Annotated in this window: 20 protein-coding genes; 12 read left to right on the top strand and 8 right to left on the bottom strand. The window is 70.9% G+C overall.

From position 1 onward, the window contains the following. Positions 1 to 14 precede the first annotated feature (14 nt). From JWQ92_RS14485 to JWQ92_RS14470, 4 genes are all read right to left on the bottom strand, one after another. On the bottom strand, positions 15 to 803 hold the full coding sequence (locus tag JWQ92_RS14485; RefSeq protein WP_297345169.1) for a carbohydrate ABC transporter permease: 789 nt from the start codon (positions 801 to 803) through the stop codon (positions 15 to 17). Next, a complete protein-coding gene (locus JWQ92_RS14480) occupies positions 796 to 1,698 on the bottom strand; it encodes a carbohydrate ABC transporter permease (protein ID WP_297345168.1) in 903 nt (300 codons plus the stop codon). Before JWQ92_RS14480 ends, JWQ92_RS14485 begins: the two co-directional genes overlap by 8 nt. Positions 1,699 to 1,783: 85 nt before the next feature. After that, a complete protein-coding gene (locus JWQ92_RS14475) occupies positions 1,784 to 3,094 on the bottom strand; it encodes an ABC transporter substrate-binding protein (RefSeq protein WP_297345167.1) in 1,311 nt (436 codons plus the stop codon). A 211-nt stretch (positions 3,095 to 3,305) separates the two neighbouring features. Beyond that, the gene (locus JWQ92_RS14470) at positions 3,306 to 4,241 is read right to left on the bottom strand and encodes a biopolymer transporter Tol (protein ID WP_297345166.1); all 936 of its coding nucleotides are present in this window, start codon (positions 4,239 to 4,241) and stop codon (positions 3,306 to 3,308) included. 255 nt (positions 4,242 to 4,496) lie between these two features. On the opposite strand from JWQ92_RS14470, the gene JWQ92_RS14465 reads away from it, so the two are divergent. The 4 genes from JWQ92_RS14465 to JWQ92_RS14450 are packed head-to-tail and all read left to right on the top strand — an operon-like array spanning position 4,497 to position 9,406. Then, positions 4,497 to 5,867, top strand: a complete 1,371-nt coding sequence (locus tag JWQ92_RS14465; RefSeq protein WP_297345165.1) for a GH1 family beta-glucosidase — start codon at positions 4,497 to 4,499, stop codon at positions 5,865 to 5,867. Next, positions 5,864 to 7,024 (top strand): Gfo/Idh/MocA family oxidoreductase, encoded by a 1,161-nt coding sequence (locus JWQ92_RS14460; protein ID WP_297345164.1) that lies wholly within the window; start codon positions 5,864 to 5,866, stop codon positions 7,022 to 7,024. The genes JWQ92_RS14465 and JWQ92_RS14460 overlap by 4 nt, the downstream gene beginning before the upstream one ends. A 5-nt stretch (positions 7,025 to 7,029) precedes the next feature. Further along, a complete protein-coding gene (locus JWQ92_RS14455; RefSeq protein WP_297345163.1) occupies positions 7,030 to 8,358 on the top strand; it encodes a hypothetical protein in 1,329 nt (442 codons plus the stop codon). A 28-nt stretch (positions 8,359 to 8,386) separates the two neighbouring features. Continuing rightward, a complete protein-coding gene (locus tag JWQ92_RS14450; RefSeq protein ID WP_297345162.1) occupies positions 8,387 to 9,406 on the top strand; it encodes a zinc-dependent alcohol dehydrogenase family protein in 1,020 nt (339 codons plus the stop codon). Positions 9,407 to 9,409: 3 nt separating this feature from the next. Here the strand turns inward: JWQ92_RS14450 and JWQ92_RS14445 are convergent, their stop codons facing one another. The 3 genes from JWQ92_RS14445 to JWQ92_RS14435 are packed head-to-tail and all read right to left on the bottom strand — an operon-like array spanning position 9,410 to position 11,978. Continuing rightward, positions 9,410 to 10,363, bottom strand: coding sequence for an aryldialkylphosphatase (locus tag JWQ92_RS14445; protein ID WP_297345161.1), 954 nt, complete (start codon positions 10,361 to 10,363; stop codon positions 9,410 to 9,412). After that, the gene (locus tag JWQ92_RS14440) at positions 10,360 to 11,043 is read right to left on the bottom strand and encodes a bifunctional 4-hydroxy-2-oxoglutarate aldolase/2-dehydro-3-deoxy-phosphogluconate aldolase (protein WP_297345160.1); all 684 of its coding nucleotides are present in this window, start codon (positions 11,041 to 11,043) and stop codon (positions 10,360 to 10,362) included. The genes JWQ92_RS14445 and JWQ92_RS14440 overlap by 4 nt, the downstream gene beginning before the upstream one ends. Beyond that, a complete protein-coding gene (locus JWQ92_RS14435; protein WP_297345159.1) occupies positions 11,040 to 11,978 on the bottom strand; it encodes an NAD(P)-dependent oxidoreductase in 939 nt (312 codons plus the stop codon). The genes JWQ92_RS14440 and JWQ92_RS14435 overlap by 4 nt, the downstream gene beginning before the upstream one ends. A gap of 111 nt (positions 11,979 to 12,089) precedes the next feature. Between JWQ92_RS14435 and JWQ92_RS14430 the strand changes: the two genes are divergently transcribed. The 5 genes from JWQ92_RS14430 to JWQ92_RS14410 are packed head-to-tail and all read left to right on the top strand — an operon-like array spanning position 12,090 to position 16,853. Further along, a complete protein-coding gene (locus JWQ92_RS14430) occupies positions 12,090 to 12,821 on the top strand; it encodes an SDR family NAD(P)-dependent oxidoreductase (protein ID WP_297345158.1) in 732 nt (243 codons plus the stop codon). A gap of 2 nt (positions 12,822 to 12,823) precedes the next feature. Next, complete coding sequence (xylB, locus tag JWQ92_RS14425) at positions 12,824 to 14,344, top strand: xylulokinase (RefSeq protein ID WP_297345157.1); 1,521 nt, start codon at positions 12,824 to 12,826, stop codon at positions 14,342 to 14,344. Between the two features lie 27 nt (positions 14,345 to 14,371). Further along, a complete protein-coding gene (locus tag JWQ92_RS14420; RefSeq protein ID WP_297345156.1) occupies positions 14,372 to 14,992 on the top strand; it encodes a glucose-6-phosphate isomerase family protein in 621 nt (206 codons plus the stop codon). Then, positions 14,989 to 15,957 (top strand): shikimate dehydrogenase, encoded by a 969-nt coding sequence (locus JWQ92_RS14415; protein ID WP_297345155.1) that lies wholly within the window; start codon positions 14,989 to 14,991, stop codon positions 15,955 to 15,957. Before JWQ92_RS14420 ends, JWQ92_RS14415 begins: the two co-directional genes overlap by 4 nt. After that, positions 15,954 to 16,853 carry an SIS domain-containing protein gene (locus JWQ92_RS14410; protein WP_297345154.1) on the top strand — a complete coding sequence of 300 codons (900 nt, stop codon included), beginning with the start codon at positions 15,954 to 15,956 and terminating at the stop codon, positions 16,851 to 16,853. The genes JWQ92_RS14415 and JWQ92_RS14410 overlap by 4 nt, the downstream gene beginning before the upstream one ends. A 10-nt stretch (positions 16,854 to 16,863) precedes the next feature. Here the strand turns inward: JWQ92_RS14410 and JWQ92_RS14405 are convergent, their stop codons facing one another. Then, positions 16,864 to 17,373: a heme-binding protein gene (locus JWQ92_RS14405; RefSeq protein ID WP_297345153.1), complete on the bottom strand. Its 510-nt coding sequence runs from the start codon at positions 17,371 to 17,373 to the stop codon at positions 16,864 to 16,866. A gap of 209 nt (positions 17,374 to 17,582) precedes the next feature. On the opposite strand from JWQ92_RS14405, the gene JWQ92_RS14400 reads away from it, so the two are divergent. From JWQ92_RS14400 to JWQ92_RS14390, 3 genes are all read left to right on the top strand, one after another. Further along, positions 17,583 to 18,797, top strand: coding sequence for an ROK family transcriptional regulator (locus JWQ92_RS14400; protein ID WP_297345152.1), 1,215 nt, complete (start codon positions 17,583 to 17,585; stop codon positions 18,795 to 18,797). Between the two features lie 242 nt (positions 18,798 to 19,039). Next, entirely contained in the window at positions 19,040 to 19,918 is an 879-nt protein-coding gene (locus JWQ92_RS14395) for a biopolymer transporter Tol (RefSeq protein WP_297345151.1), read from the top strand. Beyond that, positions 19,915 to 20,880, top strand: coding sequence for an aldo/keto reductase (locus JWQ92_RS14390; RefSeq protein WP_297345150.1), 966 nt, complete (start codon positions 19,915 to 19,917; stop codon positions 20,878 to 20,880). The genes JWQ92_RS14395 and JWQ92_RS14390 overlap by 4 nt, the downstream gene beginning before the upstream one ends. The last annotated feature ends 30 nt before the right edge of the window (positions 20,881 to 20,910 follow it).

The raw sequence follows: 20,910 nt of genomic DNA, 5'->3' as shown, positions 1-20,910 counted from the left end.
GTGGAGCGTGATCGTCACTTCAGCGCGCCGGCGGCCAGGCCGCGCTCGAAGAAGCGCTGAAGGCTGATGTAGAGGATGACGACCGGAAGACCGGTCAGCACGGCCGCGGCGAGCACTTTCGTCTGGTCGTTGTTGTACTGGCCCACGAAGTACTGCGGAACGAGCGTGACGGTCTGCTGGTCCGGCGTCTGCAGGAACAGCAACGGCAGCAGGAACTCGTTCCACGAGTTGATGAACACGAGCACGAGGATCGCCGCGATGATCGGCCTCGTGAGCGGCAGCATGACGTGCCAGAAGGTCTTGATCATGCCCGCGCCGTCGACGCGCGCCGCCTCGATCAGCTCGTTGGGGATGCCGTCGACGAAGTTCCGTGCCAGCAGCACGGTGAACGGCACCTGGAGCGCCGCCAGCGGCAGGATGACGGCCCACAGCGTGTTGTACGCGCCGACCTGCGTGACGGTGGCGAACAGCGGTGCGAGCAGGACGACCCCGGGCAGGGTGAGCGCGGCGAGCAGGAGCCAGAAGTAGATCTCCTTGCCCACGATGCGCAGCTTCGAGAACCCGAACGCCGCCGTCAGTGTGAGGACCAGGGTGATCGCGATGACCGACACCGCGATGACTGCGCTGTTGAGGAAGAAGCCCGGCAGCAGCGGCAGCGAGAGCACCGTCGCATAGTTGCCCCAGCCCGCCCCGACCAGCGACCCCTGCACCATCGCGATGAGCGGGAACAGGAAGGGGATGACGAGAACGGTGAGCAGGAGCTGCAGCCCGATCCGGGAGCGAAGCCGCCTGGTCTCAAACATCGCTGCTCCCCACTCGGCGGCCGCCGGTGCGGATGATGACCGCGGTGGCGATCGCGAGCACCAGCAGCACGACCGAGAGCGCGGCGCCGTATCCGACCTGCGCGAACGAGATGCTGACACGGTAGATGAGCGTGCCGAGGAACTCCGTCGCGTAGCTCGGCCCGCCACCGGTGATGAGGAAGGGGATGTCGAAGGTCTTCAACGACCCGATGGCGCTGAGGGTCGCGATCGCGATCGTCGTCCCCTGAACCCCTGGAAGGATGATCGATCGGATGATCCGCACGTCCCCGGCCCCGTCGATCCGCGCCGCCTCGATGATCGAGGGGTCGATCTGGCCGACCGCCGCGAAGTAGAGGACGAACACCACCCCGGTCGACTGCCAGATCTGCACGGAGATCACGATGATCAGCGAGAAGGTACCGCTCGAGAACCAGGGCTGGGCGAGTGAGCCGAGCCCGACCGCGGTGAGCACCCCGTTCAGGGCGCCGTCCGGCGCGTAGATCAGCCGGAACACCGGCGCGACCGTGGCCGTCGCGAGCACGACGGGGATGAAGATCAGCACCTTGTAGAGGGTCTTGAGGTACAGCTTCGAGTGCAGGAGGCACGCGAACAGGATGCCCAGTGCGACCTGCACCGTGAAGGTGACGACGAAGAAGATCGCCGTGTGCGCGAGCGCGCCCCAGAAGACCGGGTCCTGGAGCATGTGCACGAAGTTCGCCGCGCCGACCTGCTCCTGCAGCGGGCTCGTGCCATCCCATCTGAGCGTGGAGATGTAGCCCGTGTAGAGGATGCAGTAGTAGAGGATCCCGACCGAGTAGATCATCGCCGGGAGGATCCACGGCAGCCCGTTCGGCATCTTGAGCCGGGAGGCCCGGCGCGGCGACGATGTGGTCATCGTCGCGCCGGACTCCGTGGTCGCTGCTGTTGTGCTGGTCACTTCGATGTCCAGACGTTCATCGTTCCTCCGAAGGACCGGGTGCTCACTGACCCGCTGACGCGGCCGCGGCGGCGACGCCGGCCGCACCGTCCTTGGCGCTCTTGGTACCGTTCACCACGCCCTGCGCCGCGTTGATGATGGCCTGGTTGGTCTGGTCCGCCAGTCCCAGGTTCCGGGGCTCGTTGGCCTTCGCCAGCTGCGCGATGACGTTCACGAGCGCGGGTTGCTGGGCCTTGTTCACCAGCGTGATCTTGGTGAAGTCGGGACCGGAGCCCTGGAGGACCGGGAGCTCGTCCATGTTGTTGGCGACGACCTCAGCGCCCGGCTTGGTGCTGCCGAGCCAGATCGCGAAGGTGACCGCCGCGTTCCGATTCTTCGACTTCGCGTTGACCGCCTGCGCGACGTCCGGGTCGGCGAACAGGGACACCGCGTTACCGGTGCCGGCGACGTCCGGGAACGTGGTCGGCATGATCGAGATGTGCTTCGTGCCGGCCGGGACACCGGCGCCGGCCAGAGCGGCGGTCAAGCTGCTCACCGTCGCGTACTGCGAGTACCAGGTGCCCATCTGCACCATCGGGACCTTGCCCGAGAGGAACGCGTTGTTGACGTCCGGGTACTGCAGGATGCCGGTGGCGCCCTTGTCGAGGATCCCGTTGTGCGCCATGTCCCCCAAGATCTGGAGGGACTTCACCATGGTCGGGTCGTCCCACTTCCGCTTACCCGCGAGGGCCCCGGTCCAGTAGCCGGGCTCGACGTTGTTGGCGATCGAGTGCAGCGTGTCGACGACGAAGCCGGCGGTGCCGGACAGTCCCTCGCGGAAGCAGCCGAGGCCCTTCGACCGGAAGGTGGCGCAGAGCGACTTCCACTCGGCCATGTTCGTCGGCGGCTTCAGGTTGTACTTGTTGAAGATGTCCTGGTTGATCCACATCATGCCCGCGCCCACCCGGCCGAACGTCTGAGCGACGAGGCGACCGTTGATGGTGAAGGCCTTCGTGCTGCCGGGGTCGATCTTCGACTTCCAGTCCGCACCGAGCAGCTTCTTCATCGCAGGAGTCAGGTCGTACGCGTACGCGGCGAACGTCTTGCCCGAGAACGCACCGCTCGCATTCACCGAGAAGACGTCAGGGCCGGAGCTCGACGAGAGCGCCGGGCGCAGGACCGCGGCGTAGTTGTCGATCGGGACCTTCTTGTAGGTCACCTTGATGTTCGGGTACTGCTTGTTGAACGCGGCGATCTCGCGAGCTGCGAGGTCGTTGTCCGGCGTCCACGACCACCAGTTGATCGCCCCCTTGGTGGCCGAGCCACCGTTGCTGGGGGCCGCCTGGCTTCCGCAGCCCGTGAGGGCCAACGACACGAGGACTGCTCCGCTGACGGCCGCCGCAACGGCGCGCCTCATTCTTGAAAACGGCATTGTTTTCCCGTCGGTGATGGAGGCGACGCTCCCTGCGCCTCGCCTCGGTGCTGTGACGCGGGGAGCCTACGTCGCCACGAGGAGAGATAGCAATAGCTCCGAAAGAAAGACGTGCCGTGTCGTGACTTTCCCACCACGCCCCGCCCGCGGACCCCTACCGGGTCGAGGGATATGCGACGAACCCGAACCGCCGGCTGTCCGGGGCCCAGCTGTTGGTGTTCAACGTGCCCTGTCCCCCGAAGAGCGTCACGAGGGTCCTCGGCTCGCCGCCGTTCGCGGGGAGGATGCGCAGCTCCACCGGGAGGTCGGCCGGATGCGTGACGGTGCCCGGCTCGTAGCTGATGTAGACGAACGATGTCCCGTCCGGGGTGAGGTGCGGGAACCAGTTCACCCGCTCGTCGAACGTGAGCCGCTCGCGCCCGCCGCCGTCGGGGGCCATGCGGAAGATCTGGGCGTGCCCGGGGCGCGTCGCGGCGTCCTCCGAGTTGTAGTAGATCCACTCGCCGTCGGGCGAGAACTCGGGGCCGTCGTAGCCGTTGACCCCCTCCGTCAGCTGATGGTCCGGGCCGCCGGCCGCAGGGATCGTCGCCAGGTTGCGGCGGGCACGGGGCTGGTCGCCCTCCGGCTCGACCGAGACGTAGGCGAGGGTCTGCTCATCCGGCGACACCCCGTGCAGCCAGTAGCTGTAGCGCTGCTCCTCCGGATGCATGTTGGAGACGCGGCGGGCGTCGCCGCCCTCCACCGGCACGCAGTAGAGATGGCCGTCGGCGCTGAAGTAGATCCGGCGGCCGTCGGGCGACAGCACGTGGTCGTTGTTCACTCCCCCGACCCCACCGACCGGGATCCGCTCGAGATCCCCGCTGCCATCCGCTCGGACGCGGTACAGGCTCCCCTGCCCGTTGACGATCAGCCACTCGCCGTCGGGCGTCCAGTTCGGCGACTCGATGAGCCGATCGGTCTGCAGCACCAGGCGCTGCGTGCCGTCCTCCGCGTCCGCGACGATCAGCTGCGAGACCTGGCCGGCCTGAAGGTCGCTCCGCCCCGGCCACCGTCCCGTCTCCAGCCCCGTCGAGCTCGTCGCTTCCGTCATCGAGGTGGCCCCGTTCTCGAACGGCGACCAGGTCGACAGAGCCGCGCGTCGCGATCGCCACCTGGATGCTAGAACCGGCTTACCCCCACACGCGAGAGAAAGTGTGTAGTTTCACTACGCAGCCGCAGCGGAGGCTGGGACCCCAGCCCTACCGCACGGGGAGCGAGCAGCCGAGGGAGGCCACGTGTTCGACGACGACACGACGATCATCCGGGGGGCGGCACCCGCCGCCGGCGGTCGCGCCGGGGCGGACGCATGACCGTCTCGCGCCGGGACTTCCCGACCGACTTCGCCTGGGGAACGGCCACGGCCTCCTACCAGAACGAAGGCGCGACCGAGGTCGACGGCCGCGGCACGAGCATCTGGGACGTGTTCGCCCGGAGCCACGGGGCGATCAACGACGGCTCCACCGGTGACGTCGCCGACGATCACTACCACCGGTTCCGTGAGGACGTCCGGCTCATGGCGGATCTCGGCCTCAACTCGTACCGCTTCTCGATCGCGTGGCCGCGCATCCAGCCGACGGGGTCGGGGGCGGCGAACCAGGCCGGGCTCGACTTCTACCGGCGCCTCGTCGACGAGCTGCAGGCCCAGGGCATCGCGGCGTACGCGACGCTGTACCACTGGGACCTCCCGCAGTCGCTCGAGGACGAGGGCGGCTGGTTGGATCGCGACACGGCGAACCGGTTCGCGGACTACGCGGGCATCGTGAGCGAGGCGCTGGGCAGCGGCGTCGCGCACTGGATCACGCTGAATGAGCCCTGGTGCTCGGCGTTCCTCGGCTATGCGGCCGGAGCGCACGCACCCGGCCGCCGCGTCGGCAAGCTCGCAGGGCGCGCCGCCCACCACCTCATGCTCGGCCACGGCCTGGCGGTCCCCGCCATCCGCGCCGCCGACCCGTCGGCGTCGGTGGGCATCACCCTGAACCTCACGCCGAGCGTGGCCCGCACCGAACGGCCCGAGGACGTCGAGGCCGCCCGCCGCATCGACGGCCTGACGAACCGGCTCTTCCTCGATCCCGTCCTGACCGGCGCGTACCCCGACGACGTCGTCGAGGACCTCGAGCTCGGCGACTGGCTCGCGCCGACGAAGGACGCCGATCTCGCGGTCATCGCGGCTCCGATCGACTTCGTCGGGATCAACTACTACTTCCGCAACACGGTCGGGGCCGGCGATCACGACACGGAGCCGCGGCTCGATCATCCGACGAGCACACCGGTGCGCTTCTACTCCACGACGGACCGCCGCACCCACATGGGCTGGCCGATCACGCCCGACGGCATCATCGAGGTGATCTCGATGGTCCACGACCGCCGGCCGGAGCTGCCGATCGCGATCACCGAGAACGGTGCCGCGTACGACGATCGGGTCGAGGACGGCGCGGTCCACGACGAGGACCGCCGGGCGTTCCTCGAGTCCCACATCGACGCCTGCGCCCGGGCGATCGAGCAGGGGCTGCCGCTCGTCGGCTACTTCATCTGGACCCTCACGGACAACTGGGAGTGGGCGTGGGGCTTCAGCAGGCGCTTCGGCCTCGTCCGAGTGGACTACGGATCGCTCGAGCGGACGGTGAAGGACAGCGGCCAGTGGCTCGCGGGATTCCTGGCGGGGGGCGACGACGCGTGAGCGGAGGTCTCGATCGGCGGGTCGTCACCCCGGCGATGGTGCCGGTCGCCGTCACGACGAAGCGGACGGACCGGCCGGGACGGGTGCGGTACGCCCTCGTCGGCAACGGCTGGCGCTCCACCGTCTACCTGCGGCTCGGCGCGGTGCTGCCGGACATGTTCGACGTCGTCGGCGTCGTCACGAGGCGCCCGGAGCCCGGCGAGGCGATCGAACGGGACTTCGGCGTTCCGACGTACCGCACGATCGAGGAGCTGCTGCAGCAGCAGCACCCCGAGTTCGTGGTGCTCAGCGTCCCATGGCCGCTCACGCCCGAGCTGACGCGCACCCTCGTCGCCGCCGACGTCCCGGTGCTCGCCGAGACGCCGCCCGCGCCGGACGTCGACGGGATGCACGCGCTGTGGTCCGACGTGGGCACGGCCGACCTCGTGCAGATCGCCGAGCAGTACGCGCTGATGCCGCTGCACGCCGCACGACTCGCCATCGTCCGGGAGGGCGTCATCGGCACGCCGACCTCGGCCCATGTCAGCTCGACGCATCTCTACCACGCGGTGTCCCTGCTGCGATCGCACCTCGGGCTCGGGATCACGCCGGCCACCGTGTCGGCCGTGGAGTGGAGCGCGCCGCTCGTCGACCCGATCACGCCGACCGGTTGGACCCACGACACGACGCCGAAGGAGCTGACCAGCGTGCTCGCCACCGTTCGGTTCGCGGGCGACCGGGTCGGCCTGTACGACTTCACTGACAACCAGTGGTGGAACCCGCTCCGACCCGACCGCATGACGATCCGCGGTTCGCACGGCGAGATCCACGACGAGTCCGTCGTGCGCATGGCCGATCCCGTGACCCCCGTGGTGTCCCGGATCGAGCGGGCTGTGACCGGAATCGGCATGAACTACGAGGGCACGGACCTGACGCACCTCTCGTTCGAGGGCCGGGTGGTGTTCCGCAACCGCTTCGAGGGCGGCCGGCTCTCCGACGACGAGATCGGCGTCGCGGAGCTGCTCGCGACCATGGGTGCGTGGACGCGGGGCGACGGACCGGCGCCGTACCCGTTGGCGCAGGGTCTGCACGATCATCGCGTGGGCCTCGCCGTCGAAGAGGCGGCGCGAACGGGATCGGCTGTCGTCGTCGAGGACGAGCCCTGGATGGAGGGCTGAGGGGTATGCCCGCCCGTCTGCTGCCCGTGCGGCTGGAGGAGACCCCGCAGCCGTCGTTCGTCCGCCAGCTCGACACCCTGCACGCGCTCGCGGGCGACGGGGTCGACTGGCTCGATCCGGTCCACATCCGCGACGCCGCGGGCGTGGCCTGCGATGCGGTCGTCGTGCCCGACATGACCGGTACGGCGTACCGATCGCTCGCGGCCTTCCAGGCCATCGAGGTGCCGATCCTGATCGTGACGAGCGAGTTCGGCACCGTGTCGATGTGGGACTGGGAGATCCGGGACTTCCTCCGCCGGCGTGGGGTCGCCACCGTCGCTCCCACGTCCCTCGAGGAGTTCACGGATCTGTGCCGCGCGCTGGACGTGAAGCAGCGGCTCCGCTCCTCGGTGATGCTCGCCTACCAGGACGAGCTCGGCGCCGGGAAGCAGCCCGACATCTTCAAACGGTTCTTCTGGTGGGAGGACGAGTGCGTCGATGTGCTGCGCGAGCAGCTCGGGGTGCGAGTGGAGCGGCGCAGCTACAAGGCGCTGTGGGCGCGGGCGCTGGCGCTCCCCGAGAGCCGCGTGCTCGAGGAGCTCGCCTCCGTCGAGCGGACCGTGCCGATCGCCTCGGACGTCGCACGCCGTTCTCGCATGGACGCCCTCCGGCTGAAGCTCGCGCTCGCCGACGAGCTCGATGAGACCTCCGGAGTCATCGCGGCCGGGATCAACTGCCTGAACGAGTCGGGCACCTCGACGACGACGCCGTGCCTCGCCTGGAGCCTCCTGTTCGAGGAGCGCGGTCTCATCTGGGGCTGCGAGGCCGATCTGACCTCGATGATCACGAAGTTCCTCACCTGGGAGTCGCTCCGCACCCCGGTGATGATGACGAACCTCTACCCGTTCCTCATGGGCGACGCGGCCCTCAAGCACGAACGCATCCCCTACTTCCCCGTGGTCGAGGATCCGCAGAACCACATCCTGGCGGCGCACTGCGGCTACTTCGGGATCGTCCCGCAGTCGTGGTCGACCTCGTGGGCCATCCGACCACGGGTGCTCGAGATCGTGGACGAGAACGCGCATGCGCTCGACGCCCGCTTCCCGGAGGGCGACCTGACCGTCGTGAAGATCGACAGCACCGCGACCGAGCTGACGGTCACGCCTGCGGTGCTGACGAACTACGAGCAGTACGAGCACTCCGACTGCTTGAACGGAGCCGTGCTCCGCGTCGAGGACGGCTACCGCTACGTCGAGGCCCTTCCGTCGCACCACGCTGTGCTCGCCGTCGGCGACGTGACCAGACGACTCCAGCTCGTCGGCGACGTGCTGGGCCTCCGCGTCGCGCGCATCTGAACCGGGCCGTGCACCGGAAGGACCACAGATGAAGGCCATCGTGTACGACCGCCCGGGCTCCTTCGCGCTGACGACCGTGGACGACCCCGAGATCCGCGACGACGAGGTGCTGCTCCGCGTCCTCGTCGCCGGCGTCTGCGGCACCGACCTGCACCTGCACGACGGCGAGTTCGGCCCGACCTACCCGCTGACGCCCGGGCATGAGATCGTCGGCGAGGTGCGACGTCTCGGGAACGCGGTCGTCGGACTCGAGCCCGGCGACCGCGTCGTTCTCGACAACACGGCCGCCTGCGGCCACTGCGTCGAATGCCGCCGCGGGCGCCCCGCGTTCTGCCGACGGCTCCTCGCCCAGGGGGTCAACGCACCCGGGGGGTTCGCCGAGCTCGTCGTCGCGAGCGCGGATCGCTGCTTCCTCGTGAACGATCTCGAGCCCGACACGGCGGTGTTCGCGGAACCCACGGCATGCGTCGTGCACGGGCTGGACGTGCTCCGGCCGGCTGCCGGAGTCGACGTGCTCGTGTTCGGCGCGGGCCCGACCGGCCTGCTGCTGACGCAGCTGCTCGTCGCCACGACCGGCGGAAGGGTGACGGTCGCCGCGCCCAGCGCGCACAAGCTCGAGCTGGCCGCCGCGCTCGGCGCACGTCACGTGGTCCCCATCGACAGAGCCGCGCCCGCCGACGCCGCCGTCGCCCTGCGCGCGCTCACCGAGGACGGCTTCGACGTCGTCGTCGACGCGACGGGCGCCGTCCCGGTGCTCGAGCAGGCGATCCCCCTGACGAGGACCGGCGGCACGGTGTTCGTGTACGGGATGACGCCGGAGTCGGCGCGCTGGCCGGTACCCGCCTACGAGGTGTTCCGGCGCGAGCTGACCATCAAGGGATCCTTCGCCCAGCAGTTCTCGTTCGACCGCGCCCTCGCCGCGCTCCGGCTCGGCACGGTCCGGACCGACGGCCTCATCACGCACCGGTTCGACCTCGAGCACTACGGCGACGCTCTGGCCGCCGTCGCCGGCAGCGCCTGCGTGAAGGCCGTCATCGACCTCCGGTGAGCGTCAGAACCGGCCGAGCAGCCGCGCCGGGTTGTCGACGAGCATCGCCCGCATGGCTGCCTCACCGACCTCGGCGCGCAGCGCCGGCAGCGCCCGGTGGCCGAGGTAGGCGAGTCCTGGCATGCCGCCGTAGGCGATGTACCGGGACCGGCGTGCGACGTCGCCGCCCAGCAGGATGCGCTCGGCCGCCCCGAGCTCGATCGCACGAGCCACGCAGGCGACGAGGACGGAGTCGGGCCACTCGCGGTACCGGGCCCAGCCGTCGTATCCGAGGTAGGCACCGGCAGCCGCGAGATCGGCGTGCAGACCGGGGTCGGGCGCTCGGTCGACGTGGGCGAGCACGATCGCGGCGGCGGGCACCCCGGCGGCCGCGAGCACCTCGAGCACCTCGAAGCCGGCGCTGCCGTGCTCGAGATGCACCATCACGGGGGCACCCGTCGCGGCGTGCACCGACGCGACGGCGGTGAGCACCCGGTGCTCGAACGGCGTGATCCTCCAGTACCCGATACCGGCTTTCAGCAGGCCGGCGCGAACCGGCCGACCGGCCGGGTCGAGGGCCGGAGCCGCGTGCGGGCGGTCCTCCTGCCGCAGACCGTCCACGACGTCCGCCCGGAAGGCGTCGGCGAGCTGCCGCTCCGATCGGCTGAGCAGCGGATGGCCGTCACCGTAGTGCTCCTCGCGGTGGGCACCGGTGGACAGCACCACGTGGAGCGCAGCGGCGGCGGCGATGCGCGCCGCCGCCGCCGGACGGCGGCCGAGCCCGGTCGGCGTCGCATCGACCATCGCCTCGAACCCCGATGCGGCGAGCGCGGCCGCCTCCTCGCCACTGGCCCGCTCGTCGTCGAGATCGTCCTCCGGCAGCAGGGGCGACACCTGGAACAGGTGCTCGTGGTAGTCGACACGGCCGAGCTCGGCGGCGTCGACGTCGCCGAGCGCGGTCCGGACGCGGGAGATCATGCCGTCGGCCCGATCGCCTGCGCTCGCTGCGCATCCGGCACGGCGGCCAGCGCGGCGGCGAAGCGTCGGGCCGTCGCCTCGATCTCGTCCCAGCGTCCCGCAGCCATCGCGGCGCGGCTGCACAGCTCGGACCCGGCGCCGACGGCCACGGCGCCTGCGGCGTACCACTCCCCCAGGTTCTCCGAGGTGACACCACCCGTGGGCATGAGCGGGGTGGTCGGGAACGGGCCGCGAAGCGATCGGAGGTAGGAGGGGCCGCCGAGCGACGCCGGGAAGAGCTTGACGACCGCGCTGCCGAGCCGGCGGGCGGCCATCACCTCGGTCGGGGTGAGCGCGCCGAGCAGCACCGCCGCACCGGTGGCCCGCATCGCGATGGCGAGCGATTCGTCGAGGCCGGGACTCACCAGGAACACCGCGCCGGCGCCCACCGCCTCGACGGCGTGCTCGGGCGTCAGCACGGTGCCGGCGCCGAGGTACACGGCGTCGCCGTGCCGTTCGGCGATGCGCGCGATCGCCTCGGCTGCGTCCGGTGTGCTGTAGGTGATCTCGATACCGGTGACCCCACCCCGGACGAGCGCGTCCGTCGCCGACACGGCGGCATCGGCATCGGGTGCCCGGAGAACGGCGACGACCCCGGCGGCGCGCAGGCCGGCGGGAACCGGGGGCGGGGCCTCCGTCATCGTCGTCCCTCCGTCTCGGCGAGCGCGACGACGAGCCGGTCGGCGGCTTCGGCGACGGCCCGGCGGATGCTCGCGTCGGTGTACCCGCCGAGATGCGGCGTCGCGATCACGTGCGGGTGGGCGAGCAGCCGGGACGGCGCCGGGGGCTCCGCGTCGAACGCGTCGACCGCGTAGGCCGCGAGCCGACCGGATTCGAGGGCGGCGAGGACCGCGTCGTCGTCGACGAGCGCTGCGCGGGCCGTGTTGACGAGGACCGCGCCGTCGTGCAGCCGCGCGACCGCGTCGACGGTGATCAGGGGGCCGTCCTGCAAGGCCGGCACGTGCAGGGTCAGCACGTCGGCGGACGCGAGGAGACGGTCGAGTGGCATCGTCGTGAACTCCGTGGTCGTGACGAACGGATCGTGACCGATCACCCGCGCGCCGAGGGCGGTGAACCCCCGGGCGACCCGCCGCCCGATCTCGCCCAGGCCGACGACACCGACCGTGACGTCGCCGAGCTCACGGCCGGCTGCGCGCTCCCAGCGCCCGGAGCGCAAGGCGTCGGCCGACCAGGGGATGCCGCGCAGTGCGGCGAGCACGAGCGCGAACGTCAGCTCGGTCACCCCCTGCGCGTTGGCACCGGCTGCCCGCTCGACCACGACTCCGTGCGCGGCAGCGGCCGCGAGGTCGATGTTGTCCACGCCGGTGCCGTTCCGGCTGATCGCACGCAGCCGCGGCGCGGCCGCGAGCACGCGCGCGGTGACGGGTTCGACGCCGGCGAGCCACCCGACGCACCGCGGCACGAGTTCGAGCAGCTCCTCCTCCGAGGGCATCGCGCCGAGGCCTCCGGCCACCAGCTCGTACCCCGCCGCCCGCAGCGGTTCGAGCTCGGCGACCTCGCCGAGCGGACGCGCGGTCACCGAGCGCGGTGAGACGAGTACCAGGGGCTTCTCCATCGGGTTCCTCACGTCGCGGGGTCGACGCGATCCGGCCGAGCGTGTAGGAATACTACAGATCGATCCGGGCGGACCCAACCGTGCGTCGTCCGGACGCGCGAAGGAGCAACCATGCAGGACCGATTGGCCGACCGCAGGATCGCCGTCGTGGGGGCCGCGGGCGGCATCGGCAGCGCCATCTGCACGCGGCTGCTCGACGAGGGCGCCACGGTGTACGGCCTCGATCGCCAGGGGCTCGACACCATGCAGCAGGGCGTCACCGCGATCGAGATGGACCTCACCGACGAGGGCTCCGTCGCCGGGGTGGTGGAGCGCCTGTACCGGAACGATGCGTCGCCGGTCTCGCTCGTCAACTCCGCCGGGATCGTCGAGAACGACGTCGCGGCCGAGGTGATGCCCATGGACCTCTTCGACCGCGTGATGGCCGTCAACCTCCGCGGCGTCTACCTGACGTGCCGGGACTTCGGCGCCGCGCTCCTCGAGCACGGCGGAGGCGCCATCGTCAACATCGCCTCCATGTCCGGCAACGCGGTCGTGAACGTCCCCCAGCGCCAGAGCGTCTACAACTCGAGCAAGGCTGCGGTGTCGGCCCTGACGCGGTCCCTCGCCGTCGAATGGGGCGCCCGGGGCGTCCGGGTGAACGCCGTCTCGCCCGGCTATGTGGACACGCCCCTGAACGCGCTGAAGACGTCGATGCACGGCGAGTGGCTCGACCGCACCCCGCTCGGCCGGTTCGGCCGCGTCCAGGAGGTCGCAGCGGCCGTCGCGTACCTGCTGAGCGACGACGCCGCCTTCTGCCAGGGCACGGAGCTGCTGGTCGACGGTGGCTACTCGCTGGTCTGACCGTGACCCGCACAGGCGCGGTGATCCTCGCGCACGACCTCGGCACGACCGGCGACAAGGCGACCCTGATCTCGGCGGACGGCGCCCTCATCGCCGCGGTGTCGGTCCCCTACCCGGCGGACTTCGGCGCCGGCGGCAAGGCCGAGCAGTCCGCGGAGGACTGGTGGCGCGCGGTCTGTGCTGCGACGCGGCTGCTGCTGGCCGATCGGCCGGGCGTCGAGCGCGACATCGCCGCGGTCAGCTTCTCCGGCCAGATGATGGGAGCGGTGCTGCTCGACGACGCGGGCGACCCGGTGCGGCCGGCGATCATCTGGGCCGACACGCGGTCGGTCGCCGAGGCCCGGCTGCTCGTGGAACGGTTCGGGATGCGCGAGGCCTACCGCGTCACCGGTCACCGATTCAACGCGACCTACTCGTTGTCGAAGGTCATGTGGGTCCGGGAGCACGAACCGGAGGCCTTCGCGAGGACCCGTCACGTCGTGCTCGCGAAGGACTTCGTGGTGCATCGGCTCACGGGCCGGTTCGCGACCGACCCCTCCGACGCGAGCAGCACCAACGCGTTCGACCAGGCGACGGGCGACTGGTCGGATGCGATCCTCGACGCCGCCGAGGTCCCGCGTGCCCTCCTCCCCGAGGTCCTGCCGTCGACGAGCGTCATCGGCGGCGTGACGCCGGCCGCCGCCGCGGCGTGCGGGCTGCTCGCCGGCACACCGGTCGTGCTCGGCGGCGGCGATGGACCGATGGCCGCCCTCGGCGCGGGGATCATCGGTCCCGACTCGGGCGCGTACGCGTATCTCGGCTCGTCGTCCTGGGTCTCGCTCGCCGCGACCGCACCGCTCCACGACGAGGCGATGCGGACGATGACGTTCAACCACGTCGTCCCCGGCATGTTCGTCCCGACGGCCACCATGCAGGCCGGCGGGGCCTCGCTGCAGTGGATCACGGAGGTGCTCGCCCCGTCCGGCGACCGCCGCTACGAGGGGCTGCTCGACGAGGCGGCCGATGTCGAGGCGAGCGCCGAGGACCTCTACTTCCTGCCGCACCTCCTCGGCGAACGCTCCCCCTACTGGAACCCGGCCGCGCGGGCCGCGTTCGTCGGACTCGCGCGTCACCACACGCGCGCCCACCTCGTGCGCGCCGTCCTCGAAGGGGTCGCGTTCAACCTGCTGACGGGCCTGCAGGCGTTCGCCGAGAACGGCTCGCCCGCGACGCGGATGGACGCCATCGGTGGCGCGGCGCACTCGGACCTGCTGCTGCGGCTCTTCGCGGACACCTGGGGCGTGCCCGTGGCCCGGCGGAGCCTCGTCGACGAAGCGACCTCCCTCGGGGCGGCGGTCGTCGGCGGCGTCGGGGTCGGCGTCTTCGACGACTTCTCGATCGGCGCGAGGCTCTCCGAGCGATCGCGACCCGTGGATCCGGACCCGGCGCGTCACAGCGCCTACGCCGTCGCGCACGAGCGATTCCTGGACGCCTACGCCCGACTCGAACCCTGGTTCGACGCCTCGGCCGCGAGCTCGTCGTAGTACTACTCCACCGCGGAAGGATTCGGCATGGCCACCACCGACGGACGTCCCGCCTCACCGGCGACACTGCTCCTCGAACCCGGCCGGGGAACGATGAGCGGCTCGACCGACCGATACGAGAAGCGGATCGCGGATCTCGAAGGGCTCTACCGGGACGAGGAGGCGTTCGCCGCGGTGCTGCGAAGCAGCGGGGACGCCCTCGCCTACTGGGTCGAGACGAGCATCGTGGAGCACGGACCCGGCGCACTGAGCATCGGCATCAGCACGCTGCTGCCGGGACGGGTGGGCGAGGAGTTCGCCATGACCCGCGGCCACATCCACGCCGATCCCGTCCACGCCGAGCTCTACTACGGCCTGAGCGGGCACGGCGTGATGCTGCTCGAGACGACGACCGGCGACACCCGGGCACTCGAGATCACGCCCGGTGTCGCCGTCCATGTGCCGGGGCACTGGATCCACCGGAGCGTGAACACCGGTGACGAGCCCTTCAGCACCCTGTTCTGCTACGCCACGGACGCGGGTCAGGACTACTCGGTGATCGGCGATGCCGGCGGCATGCGCAGCCTCGTCGTCGCCACCGGGGACGGCTGGGGGCTGCGGGACAACCCCGACCATGTCGGCTACCGGACCAGCGGGGCGGGCCGGTGATCCTTCCGAGCGTCGGGCCGGACGCGCTGGTGCCCGCGACGCGGCCGACGCTCTACTTCATCGGCGTGACGACCGGCAGCTCGTCGATCCAGACCGTGTTCCCCCGCTGGGCGGCGGAGCTCGGACTCGACGACGCCGTCCTGCAGGGCGTCGATCTGCCCGTGCACGCGCCGGCCGACGACTACCGGAGGGTCGTCCGCTTCCTCATGGACGATCCGCTGAGCCTGGGCGCGCTCGTGACGACGCACAAGATCGACCTCTTCCGCGCAGCCGCGGATCTGTTCGACGTCGTCGACCCGCTCGCCCGGATGATGGGCGAGACGAGCTGCATCTCGAAGTCGGAGGGCCGGCTCGTCTGCCATGCGAAGGATCCGATCTCGAGCGGGCTGGCGCTGGACGCGTTCCTGCCCGACGGGGTCTGGCGCACGTCGGACGCCGATGCGGTGGTGCTGGGCGCTGGCGGTTCGAGCATCGCGATCGCGTGGTATCTGAGCCGTCCCGCACGTGGGACCGACCGGCCCCGCCGGATCGTCGTCACGAACCGCTCCACCGGCCGGCTCGAGTCGCTGCGCCCCGTGCTCGACGAGTTCGAGACCGATGTCCCGTTCGATCTCGTGCATGCGCCGACGCCGGCGGACAACGACCGGCTCGTCGATGCCGCGCCACCCGGGTCGCTCGTCGTGAACGCCACCGGTCTCGGCAAGGACGCCCCCGGGTCGCCGCTCACGGACGCGGCCCGCTTCCCCGGGAACGGATACGCCTGGGACCTCAACTACCGGGGACGGCTGGTCTTCCTCGACCAGGCGCGTGCCCAGGCCTCCAGTGCCGGCCTGACGGTGGAGGACGGCTGGATATACTTCCTCCACGGTTGGACCCAGGTCATCGCCGAGGTGTTCCACATCGCGATTCCGCCTCGAGGTCCGTCGTTCGACCGGCTGTCCGAGCTGGCGAGGAGTACGCGGTGACACTTCCGGCTCACGCGGGCGATGTGGACACGCTGCTGGGCGCGATCGCCGCGGGCATGCCGGAGCTCCGGCCCTCGGAGCAGAAGGTCGCCGCCCTCGTGCTCGCCGATCCGATCGGAGCGCTCGATCACAACATGGCCGGCCTCGCGGACGCGGCCGGCGTGAGCGAGCCCACCGTCATGCGGTTCTGCAGCGCGATCGGATTCGACGGCTTCCGGACGTTCAAGATCGCGTTGGCGCAGGCGGTCGCCGTCGGGCTGCCGATCGCGCACTCGGGCCTGGACCGGCACGACTCGCCCGCGCAGCTCGCCGAGAAGATCTTCGATCACTCGATCGCCAGCCTCGACAGGGCGAGGCGCAGGCTGGATCCGGCGGCCCTCGACCGCGCGGTCGGACTGCTCGCCGGCGCGAGTTCCCTGATCTTCGTCGGTTTCGGCGCGAGCGGCATCATCGCGCAGGACGCGCAGCAGAAGTTCCCCCTCTTCGGCGTCCCGTGCGACGCGCCGGCGGACTTCCATCAGCAGTTCATCGCGGTCTCGATGAGCACGCCGCGAACCGTCACGGTCGCGATCTCGCACACGGGGCACACGGCCGAGACGGTGCGGATCGCGGCCGCCGCCCGCGAAGCCGGCGGCCGGGTCGTCACCATTACCGGCGACGACGGACCGCTGTCGTCCTACGCCGACGTCGACATCCGTCTCAGCACCTTCGAGGACACCGACATGTTCACCCCGACGGTCAGCCGCCTGGCCGGGCTGGTGGTCGTGGACGTGCTCGCGACCGCGGTCGCGCTGCGGAGCTCGGAGGCCCACCTGCGCCGGGTGCGCGCCATGAAGGACGCGCTGGCGCGGATGCGAGACGTCGAGCAGGAGCAGGACGAGGAGCGATCGGCCTGATCGGGACGGGCTAGGCGGTGCCGGCCGAGTCGCTCAGGCGGGCACGAAGGGCCTCGACGACGAGGTCGTGCTCGACGAAGTCGTTCACCCCGGTCGCGCCGACGACGCCGACCTGCGTCGCGCCGATCCGGATCGGCACCGCTCCACCCGCGAAGGCGTACGCGATCGTGTCGACGCCGACCTCCGCGCCGGGCGCCGCACCGAGGACGGACCACCTGGCGGCCGCGAGGAACGAGCTCGCGTCGTAGCGGCGCACGACCGCCGCCTTCCGCGCGAGCCACACGTCGTTGTCGGCGGACGTGCCCGGCAGGGCGAAGGAGAACACCGTCTGACCACCGATCCAGAGCGCTCCCGCGATCGACAGGCCACGCTCGCTCGCCGCGCGGAGCAGGTGCTGCCCGACCGCGATACCGTCGGCGTGCTCGAACCGATCGAACCGCAGCTCGCGGTCCTCGGCCTCGAGCTGCGCGTAGAACGCGTCGGTGATCTCCAAGCCGCCGAGCGGCAGGATCCGTGACATGCGGCCAGCGTAGTGGTCGCCCGAAAAGGGCGGTCGAGACGATGCGCGCGATTCGAATGGTGCAGGGAATTGCTCGCCGGGCCGAGGGATATTCATCGTCGAATTCCCGACGAGAAGACCGGGGAATCGCTTCCGCCGAACGCACGGATTCAGCGAAATGCCGCGCCCTCCCGCCCCATGTAGACTTCCGCAGAAAGTCGAGGATATCCATGAGTACCGAGCCGTCGGCGCCGCAAAGCCTCCGCGGCCGATCGTTCGCGGAGACGAGCAGCGCCGTCCTCGATCTCATCCGGTCGAGCGGCGAGATCACCCGGGTGGAGCTGTCCCGACGGGCGGCACTCACGGAAGCGACCATCTCGAAGGTCGTGAAGGACCTGCTCGCGAAGGGCGTCATCGTCGAGTCGGGGCGCACCGAGTCGACGGGCGGGAAGCCCGCCACGCTGCTCCGGCTCGACACCTCGACGCTGTGGTCGGTAGGCGTCGTGCTCGACCTCACCCACATCGTGGTGGTGCTCTGCGCGATCGACGGGTCGCGGGTGAGCTCGATCGACATCCGGCCGGCACCGGACGACGACCCGGACGAGATACTTCGGCGCGTGGCTGCGGCGATCCTCGAGCTCCTCGACGGCCGCACCATCGCGCCGAGCAGCGCCATCGGCATCGGTGTCGCAGTGGCGGGGCGCCGGGGGTACCAGGACCCAGAGGCCGTCATCACCGACTGGACCGAGCGCACGCCGGTCGACATCCGCCTGGCGGAGCTCACCGGCATCGAGGTGCTCCTCGAGAACGACGCGAACTGCGCCGCGCTCAACGAGTTCTGGTCGGGCGGCATCGCCGCCGGCCACGACTTCGCAGTCGTCTACGCGGCCGACGGGATCGGCGCCGGCATCGTGATCGACGGCGACGTCTACCGCGGACGGTCCGCGCATGCGGGGGAGATCGGTCACGTCTACGTCGATCGGGGACGGACACCGTGCTGGTGCGGGCGACAGGGCTGCCTCGAGGTGACCGGCACGCCGCAGGCCGTCGCTCGACGCGTGAGCCGCATGCCCGACCTGATGGCGGAGCTCGGGCTCGCGGGGGACGCCTCCCCCCGATCGATCTACTCCGCCGTCGCGGCGAGCGCCGCAGCGGGACGGCCGACCGCCCTCGCCGTGATCCAGGAAGCGGCGGAGTACCTGGCGACCGCGGTGGTCGGTATGGCCAACACGCTCGACCTCGACCTCGTGTTCCTCGCCGGCCCCGGCTTCGCCGACGCCGGTCAGATCTTCCTCGGCGCGGTCCGGGCAGCGCTCGACACCTCCTACGTCCACACCCTGCATCCGGTCGAGGTGCAGCTGCGGTCGGTCGATCCGAACGCCGCCGCCGTGGGAGCGGCGTCGCTCGTCCTGCACCGCCGGCTGACGCCCCACCACACGGCGTGACCGGGCCGACCCTCCCGCCCGTCTTTCTTTCTTACCCACCTGTTGCTAACGACAGGAGCCCGCAATAGGCTCGCCACGACGGAGCACGTCGCCGGAGCACGCGGAAGAGAACCAACGATGTCTTCTCGGAGCACACCGACGCGGACGCGAGCAGCGTCACGAACCCGGCGGAGCGCTCCTCCTCAGCGACCGCACACGGCCGTCGCCGCTTGACCGCTCCTCCACCGAACAGGACCACCTCCATGCCCTATCGCGAGCTCGCGCCCGGACAGTCCGCACGCATCCACGTCCATGACGCCGTCACCGGCGAGGACGTCGTCGTGCACGAGTCCACCGACGTCCTCCTCGAGGCACCGAACTGGTCGGTCGACGGGGAAGCGCTGCTCATCAACGGGCGCGGCCTCGTGTGGTCGCTCGCGCCCGAGACGGGCGCGACGCCGCGGCCGATCGAGTTCGAGGGCCTGCCCGAGGTGAACAACGACCACGTCCTCGATCCGAGCGGCGACGCCATCTACCTGTCGGCCATGGACGGGCACATCTACCACGGCGCGCTCGCGGGTGGCTCCGTCAGGAAGGTCACCTCGGACGAGGGTGTCTGGCACTTCCTCCACGGGGTGTCCCCCGACGGCGAGCGGCTCGCGTACGTGCGGATCACGACCTTCGACCAGCCCGGACTGCTCACGATCATGCCGGCGGCCGGCGGCGAGAGCTCCGTCGTCGACACGGGCGCGGGTCACATCGACGGCCCGGAGTGGTCTCCCGACGGCAGCTGGATCTACTTCAACTCGGAGCACTGGGCGTCCGAACCCGGTCACGCGCAGATCGCCCGCATCCCGGACGGCGGGGGCGACGTGGAGCGGCTCGTGTCGAGCGGCACGGTGGACTGGTTCCCGCACCTGGCGCCGGACGGGCGCACCGCCGTCTACCTCGAGTTCCCGCCGGGAACGCTCGGCCACCCGGCGGACCGGGAGGTGACCCTCGTCGTCGTCCGCACGGACGACTGGACCACGCCGGTGGCGAGGATCCCGTTCCCCGGCGGTCAGGGCACGATCAACGTGAACAGCTGGGCGCCCGATTCGCGCCGGTTCGCCTACGTGTCCTACCCCACGGCCGCGTCATGACCACCGTCCCGACCACATCGAGCGCGAACTGGATCCGCCCGCTCGGGGCGACCGGACTGCAGGTGTCCGCGATCGCTGCCGGCGGCGGCCCGATCGGGGGGATGCCGGAGCTGTTCGGATACGACGTGCCGGAGCGGCAGGGCATCGACCTCGTCCGCGACATCCTCGGCAGCGCCATCCGCGTGATCGACACCGCCAACGGGTACTCGGCCGGGAAGAGCGAGCAGCGCATCGGCGCGGCGCTGCGCGACGTCGGCGGCGCGCCCGCCGACTTCCTGATCGCCACGAAGGTCGACGCGAAGGACGGCGACTACTCGGGCGAGCGCGTGCGACGCTCGATCCTGGAGAGTCAGGACCGGCTCGGCCTGGAGGTGCTGCCGCTCGTCCAGCTGCACGATCCCGAGTTCCACCCTGACGCCGGCTTCGAGCGGCCCGGCGGCGCCGTGGAGGCGCTGGTCGCGCTGCGCGACGAGGGCGTGATCGGCCACCTCGGCGTGGCCGGGGGCCATGTGCCGACGATGCACCGGATGCTCGACACCGGCGCGTTCGAGGTGGTGCTGACCCACTCGCGGCTCACGCTCCTCGACCGGACCGCCGACGAGCTCGTCGACCGGGCGGTCGAGGCGGGACTCGGCGTCATGAACGCCGCAGTGCTCGGCGGCGGTCTGCTGGCCTCCCGCACGGCGAAACCGCTGTACGGATTCCGTGCCGCGCTTCCCGAGATCCTCGACGCCGCCCGCGCCCTGCACGACCTCGCGGACGAGCTCGACGTCTCCCTCCCCGACGCCGCGGTGCAGCACTCGCTCCGCGACCCGCGGATCGCGACGACCGTCGTCGGATTCTCCAAGCCCGAGCGCCTGTCCCGGCTGCTCGGCAGCCTCGACCACCCGATCCCGGAGGAGTTCTGGACCCGGGCGAACGCCCTGCTCCCCTCGCCGGGCCTCTGGCTCGACGCGGCCTGACCGGCCCGAGAAGCAGAACGGAGACCGACG

Origin of the sequence: Amnibacterium sp. (assembly GCF_025463795.1) — a bacterium.
GTDB lineage: Bacteria > Actinomycetota > Actinomycetes > Actinomycetales > Microbacteriaceae > Amnibacterium.
Note: the sequence above shows the minus strand (reverse complement) of the source record. Positions and strands in the feature narration are given on the sequence as shown.

What these genes read in the sequence shown, in the direction of transcription:
- JWQ92_RS14485 (WP_297345169.1), bottom strand. Translation starts at nt 803, where the DNA reads ATGTTTGAGACCAGGCGGCTTCGCTCCCGGATCGGGCTGCAGCTCCTG.
- JWQ92_RS14480 (WP_297345168.1), bottom strand. Translation starts at nt 1,698, where the DNA reads ATGACCACATCGTCGCCGCGCCGGGCCTCCCGGCTCAAGATGCCGAAC.
- JWQ92_RS14470 (WP_297345166.1), bottom strand. Translation starts at nt 4,241, where the DNA reads ATGACGGAAGCGACGAGCTCGACGGGGCTGGAGACGGGACGGTGGCCG.
- JWQ92_RS14465 (WP_297345165.1), top strand. Translation starts at nt 4,497, where the DNA reads ATGACCGTCTCGCGCCGGGACTTCCCGACCGACTTCGCCTGGGGAACG.
- JWQ92_RS14455 (WP_297345163.1), top strand. Translation starts at nt 7,030, where the DNA reads ATGCCCGCCCGTCTGCTGCCCGTGCGGCTGGAGGAGACCCCGCAGCCG.
- JWQ92_RS14450 (WP_297345162.1), top strand. Translation starts at nt 8,387, where the DNA reads ATGAAGGCCATCGTGTACGACCGCCCGGGCTCCTTCGCGCTGACGACC.
- JWQ92_RS14445 (WP_297345161.1), bottom strand. Translation starts at nt 10,363, where the DNA reads ATGATCTCCCGCGTCCGGACCGCGCTCGGCGACGTCGACGCCGCCGAG.
- JWQ92_RS14440 (WP_297345160.1), bottom strand. Translation starts at nt 11,043, where the DNA reads ATGACGGAGGCCCCGCCCCCGGTTCCCGCCGGCCTGCGCGCCGCCGGG.
- JWQ92_RS14435 (WP_297345159.1), bottom strand. Translation starts at nt 11,978, where the DNA reads ATGGAGAAGCCCCTGGTACTCGTCTCACCGCGCTCGGTGACCGCGCGT.
- JWQ92_RS14430 (WP_297345158.1), top strand. Translation starts at nt 12,090, where the DNA reads ATGCAGGACCGATTGGCCGACCGCAGGATCGCCGTCGTGGGGGCCGCG.
- JWQ92_RS14420 (WP_297345156.1), top strand. Translation starts at nt 14,372, where the DNA reads ATGGCCACCACCGACGGACGTCCCGCCTCACCGGCGACACTGCTCCTC.
- JWQ92_RS14405 (WP_297345153.1), bottom strand. Translation starts at nt 17,373, where the DNA reads ATGTCACGGATCCTGCCGCTCGGCGGCTTGGAGATCACCGACGCGTTC.
- JWQ92_RS14400 (WP_297345152.1), top strand. Translation starts at nt 17,583, where the DNA reads ATGAGTACCGAGCCGTCGGCGCCGCAAAGCCTCCGCGGCCGATCGTTC.
- JWQ92_RS14395 (WP_297345151.1), top strand. Translation starts at nt 19,040, where the DNA reads ATGCCCTATCGCGAGCTCGCGCCCGGACAGTCCGCACGCATCCACGTC.
- JWQ92_RS14390 (WP_297345150.1), top strand. Translation starts at nt 19,915, where the DNA reads ATGACCACCGTCCCGACCACATCGAGCGCGAACTGGATCCGCCCGCTC.